Origin of the sequence: Rhodococcus ruber (assembly GCF_027270735.1) — a bacterium.
Classification (GTDB): domain Bacteria; phylum Actinomycetota; class Actinomycetes; order Mycobacteriales; family Mycobacteriaceae; genus Rhodococcoides; species Rhodococcoides rubrum_A.
Window position 1 is genome coordinate 263,424 of sequence record NZ_JAPWIJ010000004.1, and the last position, 14,071, is coordinate 277,494.

The following is a 14,071-nucleotide window of genomic DNA, read 5'->3' on the forward strand; positions in this document are numbered from 1 at the left end:
GATCGATGCCATCTTCGACCACCGAAACCGCAACTGCGGGTTCGCCAGTCCCGCCCGGTACGAGACCTCGGTTTCGTGCCGGGCGGGAAGGCCGAAAGTTCAGGGGCCCCGGGTCGGTGGGGCCACTGGGTCTCGGGGTCGCCGTGTTGTGGCTCAGCGTCATCGTGCTGCTTCCGTTGGCCGCGTTGACCGTCCAGTCGTTCGACGCCGGCCTCTCCGGATTCTGGGACGCGATCACCGAATCCCGCGCCATCGCCACGTTCAAGGTGACGCTTGTCGTCTCCATCGCAGCCGCGGTGATCAACCTCTTTCTCGGCACACTCATTGCTTGGGTACTGGTGCGGGACGAGTTTCCCGGTAAGAGATTCGTCAACGCTTTGATCGATCTGCCCTTCGCATTGCCGACCATCGTCGCCAGTTTGGTACTGCTCTCGCTCTACGGCCCGGCGAGTCCGATCGGCCTGGTGTTCAACGCAACCAAGCCCGCCGTGATCGTCGCCCTGCTGTTCGTCACATTGCCGTTCGTGGTGCGTGCGGTGCAGCCGGTGCTGATCGAGCTCGACCAGGACGTCGAGGAGGCGGCAGCCTCGCTCGGAGCGAACAACTGGACCATCTTCCGGCGCATCGTTCTGCCCGTGCTGCTCCCCGCGGTGCTGTCGGGCGGGGGCCTCGCGTTCGCCCGCGCCATCGGTGAATTCGGCTCCGTGGTGCTCATCGGCGGAAATATCCCTGACGACACTCAGGTCGCCTCGCAATACATTCGCGAGCTGATCGAGTACGACCGGCCGATCGACGCCGCGGCGATCTCGGTGGTTCTGTTGGCTATTGCGTTTGCAGTGCTCTTCGTGCTTCGCATCATCGGAAACCGGCTGGCCCGACGTGAGGAGCAGCTCTCGTGAAGATCAGCCTTCCGGTAAAACTTTCCCTGCGCACGATTGCGTTGATCTATCTCGCGGTACTCGTCCTCTTTCCGCTCGCAGCCATCCTGTACCGAACGTTCGAAGACGGCGTCGTGTCTTTCTTCGAGCAGATCACCACTCCTGCGGCGCAATCGGCATTGCAACTGTCGCTGTTGATCGTTGCCATCGTGGTACCGATCAACGTCGTCTTCGGTGTGGTCACCGCGCTGGCGTTGGTACGAGGGCGGTTCCGCGGTAAGGGCGTACTCGAGGCAATAGTCGATCTGCCGTTCGCAGTGTCGCCGATCATCACCGGTGTCGCGCTGATTCTGCTCTGGGGTGCCAACGGGTGGTTCGGAGGCGTCGAAAGCCTCGGCTTCAAGGTGATTTTCGCACTTCCCGGCATGGTCATAGCGACCATCTTCGTGACGCTGCCGTTCGTCGTACGCGAAGTCGAACCGGTCCTGTACGAGATCGGCGAAGAGCAGGAAGAAGCGGCATCGACCTTGGGCGCAAGCTCCTGGCAGACGTTCTGGCGCATCACCCTTCCGGCCATCCGGTGGGGCCTGACCTACGGCGTCGTACTCACCGTCGCGCGTTCGCTCGGCGAGTTCGGTGCGGTCATCATGGTCTCGACCAACCTGCCCGGCATTTCGCAAACACTGACGTTGCTGGTCAATTCACGCTATGAGGACTTCAATCAACAGGGCGCGTACGCCGCGTCCACGCTGCTGATGGCGATCGCCGTCATCGTGCTGCTACTGATGACGGTTCTCGACAAGAAGAGGACGAAGTAATGACCGAGAAATCCTCCGAGATCGAGATCTCCGTCGTCGGTGCCAACAAGCACTACGGCGATTTCGCTGCTCTCGACAACGTCAGCATCGACATCCCCAAGGGATCGTTGACGGCGCTGCTCGGCCCCAGCGGCTCGGGCAAGTCCACTCTGCTGCGCTCGATCGCCGGCCTCGAACAACTGGACTCCGGTCGGGTGGTGCTCGCCGGCCAGGACGTGACGTGGGTCAGCCCGCAGCGCCGCGAGATCGGCTTCGTCTTTCAGCACTATGCGGCGTTCAAGCACCTCACAGTGCGAGACAACGTTGCGTTCGGTCTGCAGATCCGCAAACGGCCCAAGGCCGAGATCGCCAAGAAGGTCGACGAGCTGCTCGAGATCGTCGGGCTGGCCGGCTTCCAGAGTCGCTACCCGGCGCAGCTCTCCGGTGGCCAGCGCCAGCGCATGGCGCTGGCTCGCGCCCTCGCCGTCGACCCGCAGGTGCTTCTCCTCGACGAGCCCTTCGGTGCGCTCGATGCCAAGGTGCGCGCCGATCTACGGACATGGCTGCGTCGACTGCACGACGAGGTGCACGTCACGACGGTTCTGGTGACGCACGACCAGGAGGAGGCGCTCGACGTCGCGGATCGGATCGCGGTGCTCAACAAGGGCCGGATAGAGCAGGTCGGCACCCCAGAGGACCTGTACGACCGTCCGGCGAACAACTTCGTGATGTCGTTCCTGGGCCAGGTGGCCAAGTTGAACGGACTTCTGGTGCGCCCGCACGACATTCGCGTCGGGCGTGATCCGTCGCTGGCGCAGGCACAGGCCAGCGGTACTGCGGAATCGGCCGGTGTGACGCGTGCCGTCGTCGAGCGCGTGGTGCATCTCGGCTTCGAGGTGAAGGTCGAACTCAAGAATGCGGCAACCGGTGAACTGTTTGCCGCGCAGATCACCCGAGGCGACAGCGAGGCACTCGGACTCCGCGAGGGCGAGACCGTCTACGTGCGCGCGACTCGGGTACCGACCATCGCCGACGCCACCGATGCGGAACGTGCAACTGCCGAGTCGTAGCGGCGCGATACCAGTTCGGCCAGAGCTGGGTGAGCTCCGATCACGTCGGCGTGCAACACGTCCGGTCGGTCCGATAGTGCTGCTTCGATCCGATCGGTGAGCAGTCCCGGAGCCAGGAACCACGGTGCCACGACGATGCGAGTGGCACCCATCGCGCGCAAGTGCGCGACGGCGTCGTCGGGGGACGGCTCGACGGACGTAGCGAAACAGGTCACGGCTCCGGCCCAGCCTGTCCCGGCGAGCAGTTTCTGGGCTACCACTCGGGTGCGCTGATTCGCCTGGGACACCGAGGATCCGACCGCACCCAATGCGATGCCCACAGTCGGATCATCGAGTGCGACACCGGTATCGAGGATGCGGTCACGGACTGCCTCGATCAGGAGGCGGTCGTCGCCCAGCACGTCGGCCTGCACGATCGACACGTGCCGATGTCGGGTGCGGGCACCGGCCAGCAGCTCCGGCAGGTCGACCTTGGCGTGAAAGGCCTTGCCCAGCAACAACGGGACGCTGACGATGTGAGTGTGTCCGTCGCCGACGACGGCGTCGACGACGTGCCCGACGCCGGGCTCGGTGAGGTCCAGGAACGCGACGCGTACGTCCAGATCCGGTCGCCGTCGACGCAGAACGTCGACGGCGCGCAGGACCGTTGCGCTCGAGCGCGGGTCACGACTGCCGTGGGCAACCGCGATGAGCGCGGTCACGCCGGAACTGCCGACCCCAGCTCGACTGCAGCCAGAGCGTTGCCGACGAGCCCGGCGGCCAGTGTGTTGCCGCCTGCAGGATCGATGAGCAGGAAGCTGCCGGTGTGCCGATTGACGGCGTAGTCGTCCGCCACGATGGGCTCGGCGACCCGTACCGAGATGCGGCCGATCTCGTTGAGCTCCAACGACTCCGGGCTCTCCTGTGCGGTGAGCTCCTGCTCGTCGAAGCGCTCGATCAGCGTCCCGACTATTGCCTGGGTGGTGCGAGTGCCGTGCTTGAGCAACAGGCGCGCGCCCGGGCGAAGCGGCTTCTCCGCCAGCCAGCACACCGTGGCCTCGAAATCACCGATCGGCTCCGGTGCGTCCTGCGGGGAGGCGATGGTGTCGCCGCGCGAGACGTCGACATCGTCGGCGAGGACGAGGGTGACGCTGCGTCCGGCGTGAGCGGTTCGCAATTCGCCGTCGGCGGTGTCGATGCGCTCGACCGTGGTTCTGGTACCGGAGGGCAGGATGACGACCTCGTCGCCGACGTCCACGGAGCCGGCTGCGACCTGCCCGGCGTACCCGCGATAGTCGGGGAAGTCGGCTGTGCGAGGACGGATCACGTACTGCACGGGGAAACGCAGACCGACGCGGTGCGGTTCGGCGTCGACCGGTACCGACTCGAGGTGCTCGATGAGGGTGGGTCCGTCGTAGTACGGGGTCTTGTCGGACTTCACCGCGACGTTGTCGCCGTGCAGTGCGGACACCGGAATTTCGATGACGTCCTCGGTGGACCAGCCGAGCGAGGAGGTCAGCGAATTGAACTCTGCCGAGATCTCGGCGAAGACGGTCGCGGGGTCCTCGACCAGATCGATCTTGTTGACGGCGAGCACCAGCCGCGGAACGCCCAGGAGGGCCAGAACCGCTGCATGCCTGCGGGTCTGAGTGATCACGCCTTTGCGGGCATCGACGAGCAGGATGACGAGCTGCGCCGTCGAGGCACCGGAGACGGTGTTGCGGGTGTACTGCACGTGGCCGGGAGTATCGGCCAGTACGAACGAGCGGTGCGGCGTCGCGAAGTAGCGGTAGGCGACGTCGATGGTGATGCCCTGTTCACGCTCGGCGCGTAGGCCGTCGACCAATAGGGACAGGTCCGGTGTCGCCAGTCCCTTGTCCACCGAAGCCCGCGTGACGGCATCGATCTGGTCTGCCAGAACGGATTTCGTGTCGTACAGCAGCCGACCGACGAGCGTCGACTTACCGTCGTCGACGCTACCCGCGGTGGCGAGGCGAAGAAGCTGCGTTCCTGTGCTGCTCATCAGAAGTATCCTTCTCGTTTGCGATCTTCCATGGCAGCCTCGGAGACGCGGTCGTCGCCGCGAGTGGCTCCGCGTTCGGTCAGTCGAGATGCGGCGACCTCGGCGAGGATCGCTTGGTTGTCGGCGGCTTCGGACAGCACGGCTCCGGTGGTGGATCCGTCGCCGACGGTGCGGTAGCGCACCGAGAGGGTCTGCAGCTCCTCGTTCTCGGCCGGCCCGCCCCATACACCGGGCGTCATCCACATGCCGTCGCGCTGGTACACGGGGCGCTGGTGGGCGTAGTAGATGCTCGCCAATTCCACGTCGTCGCGGGCGATGTAGCGCCAGATGTCGAGTTCGGTGAAGTTGCTGAGCGGGAACACCCGCACCTGCTCGCCCGGTGAATGCCTGCCGTTGTACAGGTTCCACAATTCGGGACGCTGCTTCTTGGGCTCCCACTGGCCGAATGCGTTGCGCAGCGAGAAGATTCGCTCCTTGGCGCGGGCGCGCTCCTCGTCGCGTCGCGCTCCGCCGAAGACGGCGTCGAATCGATTCTCGGAGATCGCGTCGAGAAGAGGCACGGTCTGCAGCGGGTTGCGGATGCCGTCGGGACGCTCGGTGAGGCGACCGTCGGCGAGGTACTCCTCGACGCTGGCCACGTGCAGGCGCAGGTTGTACTTGGCGACCACGTGGTCGCGGAAGTCCAGCACCTCCTGCAGGTTGTGCCCGGTGTCGACGTGGAGCAGCGCGAACGGCAGGGGAGCGGGCCAGAACGCTTTGATCGCCAGGTGCAGCAGGACGGTCGAGTCCTTGCCGCCGGAAAACAGGATGACGGGGCGCTCGAACTCGCCCGCCACCTCGCGGAAGATGTGGATGGCCTCGGATTCGAGTGCGTCGAGGGTGTCGAACCGATCTGCGTCGAGATGGGTTCGACCGACGGCGGCCGAGGTGAGATCGAGTGTCATGAGGCGTGCAACCCACATTCGGTCTTGGCCTTGCCGGCCCATCGACCGCTACGTGGGTCGGCGCCGGGGGCTGGTTTGACGGTGCACGGTGCGCACCCGATGGACGGATATCCCTCGTCGACGAGGGGATTGACCAGAATCGAATGTTCGTCGATGTAGGCCTGCATCTGCTCGTCCGACCACGGTGCGATCGGGTTGATCTTCACCAGGCCGAAAGCGTCGTCGAAGGAGATGAGCGGGGCGTTGGCCCGGGTGGGGGCCTCGACCCGACGGATGCCGGTGACCCACGCGCTGTAGTTCGCCAGTTCCTTCTTCAAGGGCGCGACCTTGCGCATCGCGCAGCAGCGATTGGGCTCGCGGGCGAACAGGTCCTTGCCCTCGATCGAATCTTGTTCTGCGACAGTTTTCTCGGCGCGGGCGTTGACGACGTGAACGCCGTAGACGGCCTCGACGGCGTCGCGCGTTCCGATGGTCTCGGCGAAGTGGTAGCCGGTATCGAGGAACAACACGTCCACACCCGGATGAACCTGTGCAGCGAGGTGAACGAGAACCCCGTCCTGCATGTTGGAGGCAACGATGAAGTCGCTACCGAAGTTGTCCTCGGTCCACTGCAGCAACTCCAGTGGGCTGGCACCGTCGAGTTCGCGGGCACCGCGCTCGGCGATGTCCTTCAATTCCTCTACCGTCAAATTCAGCCTGGTACTCATCGCAAATCCGCCTCGTCTGCTCGCACGGCCCACTGAGCGAACCGTTCGCCGTCCTCGCGGTGCTTGTCGAAATTGCGCACCACTCTGTCGATGTAATCTCCCAGCTCGGAGCTGTTGACCTTGTGCTGGCGCAACTTCCGGCCGAACGCACTGTCCAGACCGAGGCTGCCTCCGAGATGAACCTGGAAACCCTCGATCTGATTCCCGTCCCCATCGTCAACCAACTGCCCCTTGAAGCCGATGTCTGCGATCTGCGACCGCGCGCACGAATTGGGGCAGCCGTTGATGTTGATCGTGATCGGAACGTCGAGTCGACTGTTGATGTCGGACAAGCGCTCTTCGAGCTCGGGAACGAGAACCTGTGAGCGCTTGCGGGTTTCGGCGAACGAGAGCTTGCAGAATTCGATGCCGCTGCACGCCATCAGGTTCTTGCGCCAGTGCGAGGGCCGGGCAGGCAGGCCCAGCGCATCGAGGTCGGAAATCAGCTGCTCGAGCGTCTCGTCCGGAACATCGAGGACGATCAGCTTTTGGTACGGCGTGAACCGGACGCGATCCGACCCGGCCTTCTCGGCGGCGTCGGCGACGGCGGCGAGGATGGTGCCGGAGACGCGGCCCGCGATGGGGGCAACACCGACGGCGTTGAGACCGTTCTTGAGCTTCTGGATCCCGACATGATCGCGGGGCCGTGCGGGCTTCTCGGGAGCCGGGCCGTCGACGAGCTTGCGGTGCAGATACTCGTCCTCGAGGACCTGGCGGAACTTCTCGATGCCCCAGTCCTTGATGAGGAACTTCAGGCGCGCCTTGGTGCGAAGCCGGCGGTAGCCGTAGTCGCGGAAGATCGAGACGACGCCTTCCCAGACATCCGGGACGTCCTCGAGGGGAACCCATACGCCGACGCGCTGCGCGAGCATGGGGTTGGTGGACAGTCCGCCGCCGACCCACAGGTCGAGTCCAGGCCCGTGTTCGGGGTGTACGACGCCGACGAATGCGCAGTCGTTGATCTCGTGCACCACGTCCTGGAGGCCCGAGATCGCCGTCTTGAACTTGCGCGGCAGGTTCGAGTACTCGGGCTTGCCGATGTAGCGCTCGACGATCTCGTCGATGGCCGAGGTGGGGTCGAGGATCTCGTCGACGGCCTCGCCCGCCAGTGGGGAACCGAGCACCACGCGTGGGCAGTCGCCGCACGCCTCGGTGGTCTTCAACCCGACTGCTTCGATCCGACGCCAGATCTCGGGGACGTTCTCGACCTCGACCCAGTGGAACTGCACGTTCTCCCGGTCGGACAGGTCGGCGGTGTCTCGACCGAACTCCTGCGAGATCTGCGCCAGAGTGCGTAGCTGCTCGAGATTCAACGCGCCGGCATCGCAGCGGATGCGCATCATGAAGTACTTGGCCTCGAGCAGGTCGATGTTGTCGTCACCGGTGAAGGTGCCGTCGTAGCCTTGCTCTCGCTGGGTGTAGAGGCCCCACCAGCGGAAGCGGCCGCGAAGGTCGCCCTTGTCGATGCTGTCGAAGCCCTGCTTCGAGTAGATGTTCTCGATGCGGGCACGCACGTTGAGCGGGTTGTCGTCCTTCTTGGACTGCTCGTTGGCGTTCAGTGGCTCCCGGTAACCCAGTGCCCACTGTCCCTCGGCACGACGCTTGGTCGGCCGCGGCGTGCGCTCCCGTGGTGTGACGGAGGCAGCGTCGGTGGTCGCGTCGCTGGTCGACGACATGCATTGCTCCTGCATCTGTGTGCTGGCCGGCACCCGGGACGAAAACGCAGACAATTGCGCACTCGATTGAAGCGGGAAGCCGGTGGATCGAATGGACGTGCTCGAAGGAGGCTGGGTCAGCAGCCGGTCGTGGGTCGACACGACGCGCTGCAGACACGGCCGAGATCGACGTGGCGGCGCGCCACGAGTCGAATTCCTGAGTCGGTCACGGGTGCCATTGTGCCACGTCATCGGGGCGACGGAAGACCGCGGCGGCTATTTACCCCGATTTCGGGGTAAATAGGCTGGCAGGGCTGCTGCGATTGCGCTCGGCGGCGGGTGGGGAGAAGGGCCTGCACTCTCTGGGAGACTGGAGACCGTGAATACCGTCGTACCCGTCCCGTCCACCTTCGAGTTGCCGATCGAGGCGTTCGACGGCTTGGGGGACCGGGCGTTCGGGATCTACGTACACGTTCCGTTCTGCGCCACGCGATGCGGCTACTGCGACTTCAACACCTACACGGCTGGTGAGCTCGGCACGTCGGCGTCGCCGCAGTCGTGGTTGGAGGGCTTGCGCCGTGAACTCGACATCGCCGCGGATCTGATCGAAGCGGGAACGGGTCGCGTTCCGACGGCCGATACCGTCTTCGTCGGCGGCGGCACACCGTCGCTGCTCGGGGGCGACGGTCTGGCCGACGTCCTGGGTGCGGTCCGGTCGAGTTTCGGCATCACCGACGGCGGCGAGGTGACCACCGAATCGAACCCGGAATCGACGTCTCCCGAGTTCTTCGACCGACTCCGCACCGCAGGCTTCACCCGGGTCTCACTCGGAATGCAGTCTGCCGCACCGCATGTGCTCGCAGTTCTCGATCGCACCCACACACCGGGTCGAGCGGTCGCTGCGGCGAAGGAGGCTCGCGCGGCCGGATTCGAGCACGTCAACCTCGACCTCATCTACGGCACTCCGGGCGAGCGAGACAGCGACCTCGATCAGTCGCTTGCCGCCGTGCTCGAGGCCGGCGTGGACCATGTCTCGGCGTACGCGCTGATCGTCGAGGACGGCACGGCCATGGCCCGGAAAGTGCGCCGCGGTGAGCTGCCCGCCCCCGACGACGACGTGCTGGCGAGCCGATACGAACGCATCGATTCAGCATTGAACGCAGCCGGTCTTTCCTGGTACGAGGTGTCGAACTGGGCCACCGACGAGGCCGCGCAGTGCCGCCACAACATCGGTTACTGGGACGGCGGCGACTGGTGGGGAGCGGGTCCGGGCGCACACAGCCACATCGGCGGCACCCGGTTCTGGAACGTCAAACACCCGGCGGCATACGCCGATCGCCTGTCCACCGGGATATTGCCGGTGCACGGCAGCGAATTACTCAGCGCCGAGGATCGACACCTGGAGGAGCTGATGTTGACCGTCCGACTCCGCACGGGAGTGCCGGTGAGTGTGCTCGCGCCGGCCGAGCGCGCCGCTGCCGATCAGGCGGTCGCAGACGGTCTGATGTCGGCGCGGGGTGACCATCTCGTGCTGACCGACCGGGGGCGATTGCTCGCCGATGCGGTAGTGCGCAGCATCGCAGCGGCGTAGCGCAGACCTACTCAGGCACTCAGCGTTTCCAGGACCTTCGTACCCTCAGGCACCCAGGGCGTCGTAGTCGAACACTCTGGCATGCAACACCGTTCGGTTCCGCAGTGCTGCACGCACGGCTCGGTGCAAGCCGTCTTCGAGATAGATGACGCCGCGGAACTGCACGGCGTGGGGGAAGAGATCGCCGTAGAAGGTGGAGTCCTCGGACAGCAATCGGTCGAGCTCGAGCACCTTCGTGGTGGTGACGATTTCGTCCAAACGGAGCTGACGTGGCGGGATTCTCGACCAGTCCCGGATGGACAGGCCGTGCTCGGGGTACGGCTTACCGTCTCGAACACCCTTGAAGATCATCGCGAGCCCTGAGCCGCTGGACCGAATCGAAAGAACGTTTCCACTCGGACCACAGTAAGGCCTTGCACGAGCATGCGTACCTCGGCTACTAGACTCGAGCGACGATTGGAAACGAGAACGGAGGTGGGCACCGATGTCGAGCACCGACGACAGGCGGTTCGAGGTTCTACGAGCGATCGTGGCGGACTACGTGTCCACCCAGGAACCCGTCGGTTCACGGGCGTTGGTCGAGCGTCACAACCTGGGCGTGTCGAGTGCCACCGTGCGCAACGACATGGCTGTGCTCGAGGCCGAGGGGTACATCGCTCAACCGCACACCAGCTCCGGTCGGGTACCGACCGACAAGGGGTATCGCCAGTTCGTCGATCGGATCGCCGACGTCAAGCCGCTGTCGGCTGCCGAACGCCGCGCCATTCTGGAATTCCTCGAGAACGGCGTCGACCTGGACGACGTACTGCGGCGCGGTGTCCGACTGCTGGCTCAGTTGACCCGTCAGGTTGCCGTGGTGCAGTACCCCACACTGTCGGCGTCATCGGTTCGGCATCTCGAAGTGGTGGCGCTGACCCCGGCTCGGTTGCTGCTGGTGCTCATCACCGACTCGGGACGAGTCGATCAGCGCATCGTCGAGCTCGGTGACGTTCTCGACGACGAGAATCTGTCGCAGCTGCGTCGCCTGCTCGGCAGCGCGCTGGAAGGGAAGCGGCTGGCAGCCGCGTCTGTCGCGGTGGCCGAGCTCGCCGAGAACGCTCCGGCCGGGCTCCGGGACGCCATGATCCGCTCGGCCACGGTGCTGGTGGAATCGCTGGTCGAGCACCCCGAGGAACGCCTGGTACTCGGCGGAACGGCGAACCTGACGCGCAACGCCGCGGACTTCGCCGGCGACGCGGGGTTTCCCGGATCGCTCCGAGCGGTACTCGAGGCGTTGGAAGAGCAAGTTGTGGTGCTCAAACTGCTCGCAGTGACGCAGGACACCCGCACCGTGACCGTGCGGATCGGTGAGGAAACGCAGGTCGAGGAGATGCGTGGAACGTCGGTGATTTCCACCGGCTACGGGTCGGCTGGCATGGTCCTCGGAGGAATGGGTGTTCTGGGGCCGACCCGGATGGATTACCCAGGAACAATCGCGTCGGTCGCCGCGGTTGCCAGGTACATCGGCGAGGTCCTGGCCGAGCGCTGAGACGAGCGAGAACCGATCGAAGACCGGCGGCGGGGGCACGGGCCGCCGGCACGCAGCAATCAACGAACGAGATTCATCTTCTAGGACGAAAGAGACGACGTGGCACGGGATTATTACGGGACTTTGGGCGTCGGCCAGCAGGCGACTGACCAGGAGATCAAGCGCGCCTACCGAAAACTGGCGCGAGAACTGCACCCGGACGTCAACCCGGACGAGGCCGCACAGGCCCGGTTCAAGGACATCTCCACCGCCTACGAGGTGCTCTCCGATCCGGAGAAGCGTCGCATCGTCGACCTCGGCGGCGACCCGCTGCAGCAGGGCGGCGGAGGCGGCGGCGGTGGGTTCGGCGGAGCCGGATTCGGCGGTGGCCTGGGGGATGTGTTCGAGGCATTCTTCGGCGGCGGTGCCGGTGGGGCCCAGCGCGGGCCCAAGGGGCGTGTGCAGCCGGGAGCGGATTCGCTGCTTCGGACCAAGCTGACCCTCGACGAGTGCGCCACCGGCGTGACCAAGCACATCACCGTCGACACCGCGATTCTGTGCGACCTGTGCACGGGCTCGGGCACCAACGGTGACTCCAAGCCGGTTCGGTGCGAAACCTGCGGCGGTGCCGGTGAGGTGCAGTCGGTGCAGCGCTCGTTCCTCGGCCAGGTCATGACCAGCCGGCCGTGCCCCACCTGCCGCGGTGCAGGCGAGACCATTCCCGATCCGTGCCGCAAGTGTGGCGGCGACGGGCGGGTGCGCTCGCGTCGCGACATCTCGGTCAAGGTTCCCGTCGGCGTGAGCAACGGCATGCGAATCCGTCTTGCCTCGCAGGGTGAGGTGGGCCCGGGCGGTGGCCCCGCGGGCGATCTGTACGTGGAAATCGTCGAACAGCAGCACGAGGTGTTCGTGCGCGACGGCGACGATCTGCACTGCACCGTCCGCGTTCCGATGGTCGACGCCGCACTCGGCACCTCGGTGAACATCGATGCGATCATCGATGGGCCTACCGAGATTTCGATAGAACAAGGCACACAACCGAATTCGACGACCGTATTGCGCGGGCACGGTATGCCCAAGCTACGTTCGGGTATTCGCGGTGACCTGCATGCCCACCTCGAGGTCATCGTGCCGACCAAGCTGGACAGCAAGCAGACCCACCTGCTCGAACAGCTCAAGTCGATGCGAGATCGCGACTCGGCCGAGGTCGTCACCACCGGTTCGGCCCACAGCGGTGGACTGTTCTCGCGGTTGCGGGAAGCGTTCAGCGGTCGTTGATCCATGGCCCCCACGGTCTTCTATCTCTCGCCGCTACCGAAGGTCGGCGACATCGCCGTGCTCGACGGTAAGGAGGGGCATCACGCCGCGACGGTGCGACGCATTCGCGTCGGAGAGCGGGTGCTTCTCGGTGACGGCGCGGGCGGCTTGGCCGATACGGTCGTTGTCGCCGTGGAGAAGAACCGACTCGAACTGACCGTGCAGTCGCGCAGCGAGATGCAGCCGCCCAGCCCGGTGGTGACTCTGGTGCAGGCGTTGCCCAAGGCGGATCGTTCGGAACTGGCTGTCGAGCTGGCCACCGAGGCCGGCGTCGACGCTGTGGTGCCCTGGCAGTCCGTGCGCTGCGTGGCGCGCTGGGAAGGACCCAAGGCGATCAAGGGCGTCGCGAAGTGGCGCAGTACTGCGGCTGAGGCGGCCAAGCAGTCGCGCCGGGCATACATCCCGGACGTTGCGGAGCTGCACGATTCGCGTGCCGTGTACGCCCTGGTCGGCTCGATCGTTGCGCGTGGCGGAATCGTTGCCGTGCTGCACGAGGGTGCCACCTCGGCGTTTCGGGACCTGCCGTTCGACTCGGTTCCCGAGGTCGCGCTCGTCGTCGGGCCCGAAGGTGGCCTGGACGACCGCGAAGTCGCTGCTCTGACCGAGGCAGGGGCAACCCCGGTGGTGCTGGGACCCACGGTGCTCAGGACGTCGACGGCAGGAGCAGTGGCACTCGGTGCGCTAGGGGTGCTCACCTCTCGCTGGACGCAACTGCCCCCGGATTTTCGGGACGCATGAGCGCACGGATCAAGATTGCGTACGGCGATCACGCGGAGCAATTCGGCCACCTCTACCTGCCGCCCGAGCCGGTCGATGCGTCGACGCCGGTCGTCGTGGTGATACACGGTGGATTCTGGAGCGGGCAGTACGGATCGAACCTGGGCACCCAATTCGCGCGCGCGGTCGCGGGGGCCGGTGCGGTGGCGTGGAACATCGAATATCGACGTGTCGGCGCCGGCGGGCATTGGCCGGAGATGCGGTCCGACGTCCTCGCAGCTCTCGACGTCGTTGCCGGTGCGGTGCAACACCACGCCCCGGCCGGCATCGACGACGTTCGCGTCATCGGACACTCCGCGGGCGGGCACCTGGCAGTGTGGCTCGGCGGCGAAACCGGCTCGAAGGTCCGCCCGTCGCGCATCGTCTCGCAGGCCGGCGTCCTCGACCTCGAGCCGCGCGGTGCGTCGGGACGGACCAATCCGGCGGTCGAGGCGTTGCTGCAGGCTCGATACGAGGACGACCCCGCGCTGTACCGATCGGCCTCGCCTGCCGCCCGTGCACCCATCGGTATCCCGACGATCTGCCTGCACGGGTCCGAGGACGTCCAGGTCCCGGTGGCGCAGAGCGAGCGGTACGTCGAGACGGCGAGAGCGGCCGGAGACGACGCGCAGCTGACGACAGTCCCGGGCGAGGACCACTTCGCGTTCCTGAATCCGGATTCGCGGTGTTGGGCACTCTCGCTCGACGCCGTGCTGGGCGGGAGCGGCGGGTAATAGGAATGCGCATCGATGCTGCGGCGTTAAACTTCATTCGAACACCGATCCATGTCTCCACAACCGAAACAAGA

General features: G+C 65.6%; 14 protein-coding genes. 8 read left to right on the plus strand and 6 right to left on the minus strand.

Translation table 11 applies throughout. The annotated features are described in order from the left end of the window. The first annotated feature begins 5 nt into the window (after positions 1-5). From cysT to O4220_RS11195, 3 genes are read left to right on the plus strand one after another with little or no spacing between them, the layout of a single operon-like run. Positions 6-899, plus strand: a complete 894-nt coding sequence (cysT, locus tag O4220_RS11185; protein ID WP_080739266.1) for a sulfate ABC transporter permease subunit CysT — start codon at positions 6-8, stop codon at positions 897-899. Further along, on the plus strand, positions 896-1,696 hold the full coding sequence (cysW, locus tag O4220_RS11190) for a sulfate ABC transporter permease subunit CysW (RefSeq protein WP_032379180.1): 801 nt from the start codon (positions 896-898) through the stop codon (positions 1,694-1,696). Before cysT ends, cysW begins: the two co-directional genes overlap by 4 nt. After that, complete coding sequence (locus O4220_RS11195; RefSeq protein WP_269604120.1) at positions 1,696-2,745, plus strand: sulfate/molybdate ABC transporter ATP-binding protein; 1,050 nt, start codon at positions 1,696-1,698, stop codon at positions 2,743-2,745. Before cysW ends, O4220_RS11195 begins: the two co-directional genes overlap by 1 nt. On the opposite strand, the gene O4220_RS11200 is transcribed toward O4220_RS11195, so the two are convergent. The 5 genes from O4220_RS11200 to O4220_RS11220 are packed head-to-tail and all read right to left on the minus strand — an operon-like array spanning position 2,673 to position 8,113. Then, complete coding sequence (locus tag O4220_RS11200) at positions 2,673-3,446, minus strand: sirohydrochlorin chelatase (RefSeq protein ID WP_269604122.1); 774 nt, start codon at positions 3,444-3,446, stop codon at positions 2,673-2,675. The genes O4220_RS11195 and O4220_RS11200 overlap by 73 nt on opposite strands. Beyond that, the gene (locus tag O4220_RS11205) at positions 3,443-4,747 is read right to left on the minus strand and encodes a sulfate adenylyltransferase subunit 1 (protein WP_269604124.1); all 1,305 of its coding nucleotides are present in this window, start codon (positions 4,745-4,747) and stop codon (positions 3,443-3,445) included. Before O4220_RS11205 ends, O4220_RS11200 begins: the two co-directional genes overlap by 4 nt. Beyond that, a complete protein-coding gene (cysD, locus tag O4220_RS11210) occupies positions 4,747-5,691 on the minus strand; it encodes a sulfate adenylyltransferase subunit CysD (protein WP_269604126.1) in 945 nt (314 codons plus the stop codon). Before cysD ends, O4220_RS11205 begins: the two co-directional genes overlap by 1 nt. Continuing rightward, complete coding sequence (locus tag O4220_RS11215) at positions 5,688-6,398, minus strand: phosphoadenylyl-sulfate reductase (protein ID WP_269604128.1); 711 nt, start codon at positions 6,396-6,398, stop codon at positions 5,688-5,690. The genes cysD and O4220_RS11215 overlap by 4 nt, the downstream gene beginning before the upstream one ends. Beyond that, the gene (locus O4220_RS11220; protein ID WP_269604130.1) at positions 6,395-8,113 is read right to left on the minus strand and encodes a nitrite/sulfite reductase; all 1,719 of its coding nucleotides are present in this window, start codon (positions 8,111-8,113) and stop codon (positions 6,395-6,397) included. The genes O4220_RS11215 and O4220_RS11220 overlap by 4 nt, the downstream gene beginning before the upstream one ends. Before the next feature lie 358 nt (positions 8,114-8,471). On the opposite strand from O4220_RS11220, the gene hemW reads away from it, so the two are divergent. Continuing rightward, on the plus strand, positions 8,472-9,683 hold the full coding sequence (gene hemW / locus O4220_RS11225) for a radical SAM family heme chaperone HemW (RefSeq protein ID WP_269604132.1): 1,212 nt from the start codon (positions 8,472-8,474) through the stop codon (positions 9,681-9,683). Positions 9,684-9,728: 45 nt separating this feature from the next. Here the strand turns inward: hemW and O4220_RS11230 are convergent, their stop codons facing one another. Next, entirely contained in the window at positions 9,729-10,034 is a 306-nt protein-coding gene (locus O4220_RS11230) for a type II toxin-antitoxin system VapB family antitoxin (RefSeq protein ID WP_008715485.1), read from the minus strand. 133 nt (positions 10,035-10,167) lie between these two features. Here O4220_RS11230 and hrcA point away from each other — a divergent pair, with 133 nt between their 5' ends. The 4 genes from hrcA (at position 10,168) to O4220_RS11250 (ending at position 13,997) form a co-directional block, all read left to right on the plus strand. After that, positions 10,168-11,211: a heat-inducible transcriptional repressor HrcA gene (gene hrcA, locus O4220_RS11235; protein WP_032379171.1), complete on the plus strand. Its 1,044-nt coding sequence runs from the start codon at positions 10,168-10,170 to the stop codon at positions 11,209-11,211. 99 nt (positions 11,212-11,310) lie between these two features. Beyond that, complete coding sequence (gene dnaJ, locus O4220_RS11240; protein WP_269604136.1) at positions 11,311-12,468, plus strand: molecular chaperone DnaJ; 1,158 nt, start codon at positions 11,311-11,313, stop codon at positions 12,466-12,468. A 3-nt stretch (positions 12,469-12,471) separates the two neighbouring features. Further along, positions 12,472-13,245 (plus strand): 16S rRNA (uracil(1498)-N(3))-methyltransferase, encoded by a 774-nt coding sequence (locus O4220_RS11245; RefSeq protein WP_269604139.1) that lies wholly within the window; start codon positions 12,472-12,474, stop codon positions 13,243-13,245. Then, positions 13,242-13,997 (plus strand): alpha/beta hydrolase family protein, encoded by a 756-nt coding sequence (locus O4220_RS11250; RefSeq protein ID WP_269604141.1) that lies wholly within the window; start codon positions 13,242-13,244, stop codon positions 13,995-13,997. The genes O4220_RS11245 and O4220_RS11250 overlap by 4 nt, the downstream gene beginning before the upstream one ends. Positions 13,998-14,071: the final 74 nt, after the last annotated feature.

Excerpts from the sequence above, each read along its gene's own strand:
- cysT (WP_080739266.1), top strand. The coding sequence starts at position 6 with ATGCCATCTTCGACCACCGAAACCGCAACTGCGGGTTCGCCAGTCCCG.
- O4220_RS11195 (WP_269604120.1), top strand. The coding sequence starts at position 1,696 with ATGACCGAGAAATCCTCCGAGATCGAGATCTCCGTCGTCGGTGCCAAC.
- O4220_RS11205 (WP_269604124.1), bottom strand. The coding sequence starts at position 4,747 with ATGAGCAGCACAGGAACGCAGCTTCTTCGCCTCGCCACCGCGGGTAGC.
- cysD (WP_269604126.1), bottom strand. The coding sequence starts at position 5,691 with ATGACACTCGATCTCACCTCGGCCGCCGTCGGTCGAACCCATCTCGAC.
- O4220_RS11215 (WP_269604128.1), bottom strand. The coding sequence starts at position 6,398 with ATGAGTACCAGGCTGAATTTGACGGTAGAGGAATTGAAGGACATCGCC.
- O4220_RS11220 (WP_269604130.1), bottom strand. The coding sequence starts at position 8,113 with ATGTCGTCGACCAGCGACGCGACCACCGACGCTGCCTCCGTCACACCA.
- O4220_RS11230 (WP_008715485.1), bottom strand. The coding sequence starts at position 10,034 with ATGATCTTCAAGGGTGTTCGAGACGGTAAGCCGTACCCCGAGCACGGC.
- hrcA (WP_032379171.1), top strand. The coding sequence starts at position 10,168 with ATGTCGAGCACCGACGACAGGCGGTTCGAGGTTCTACGAGCGATCGTG.
- O4220_RS11245 (WP_269604139.1), top strand. The coding sequence starts at position 12,472 with ATGGCCCCCACGGTCTTCTATCTCTCGCCGCTACCGAAGGTCGGCGAC.
- O4220_RS11250 (WP_269604141.1), top strand. The coding sequence starts at position 13,242 with ATGAGCGCACGGATCAAGATTGCGTACGGCGATCACGCGGAGCAATTC.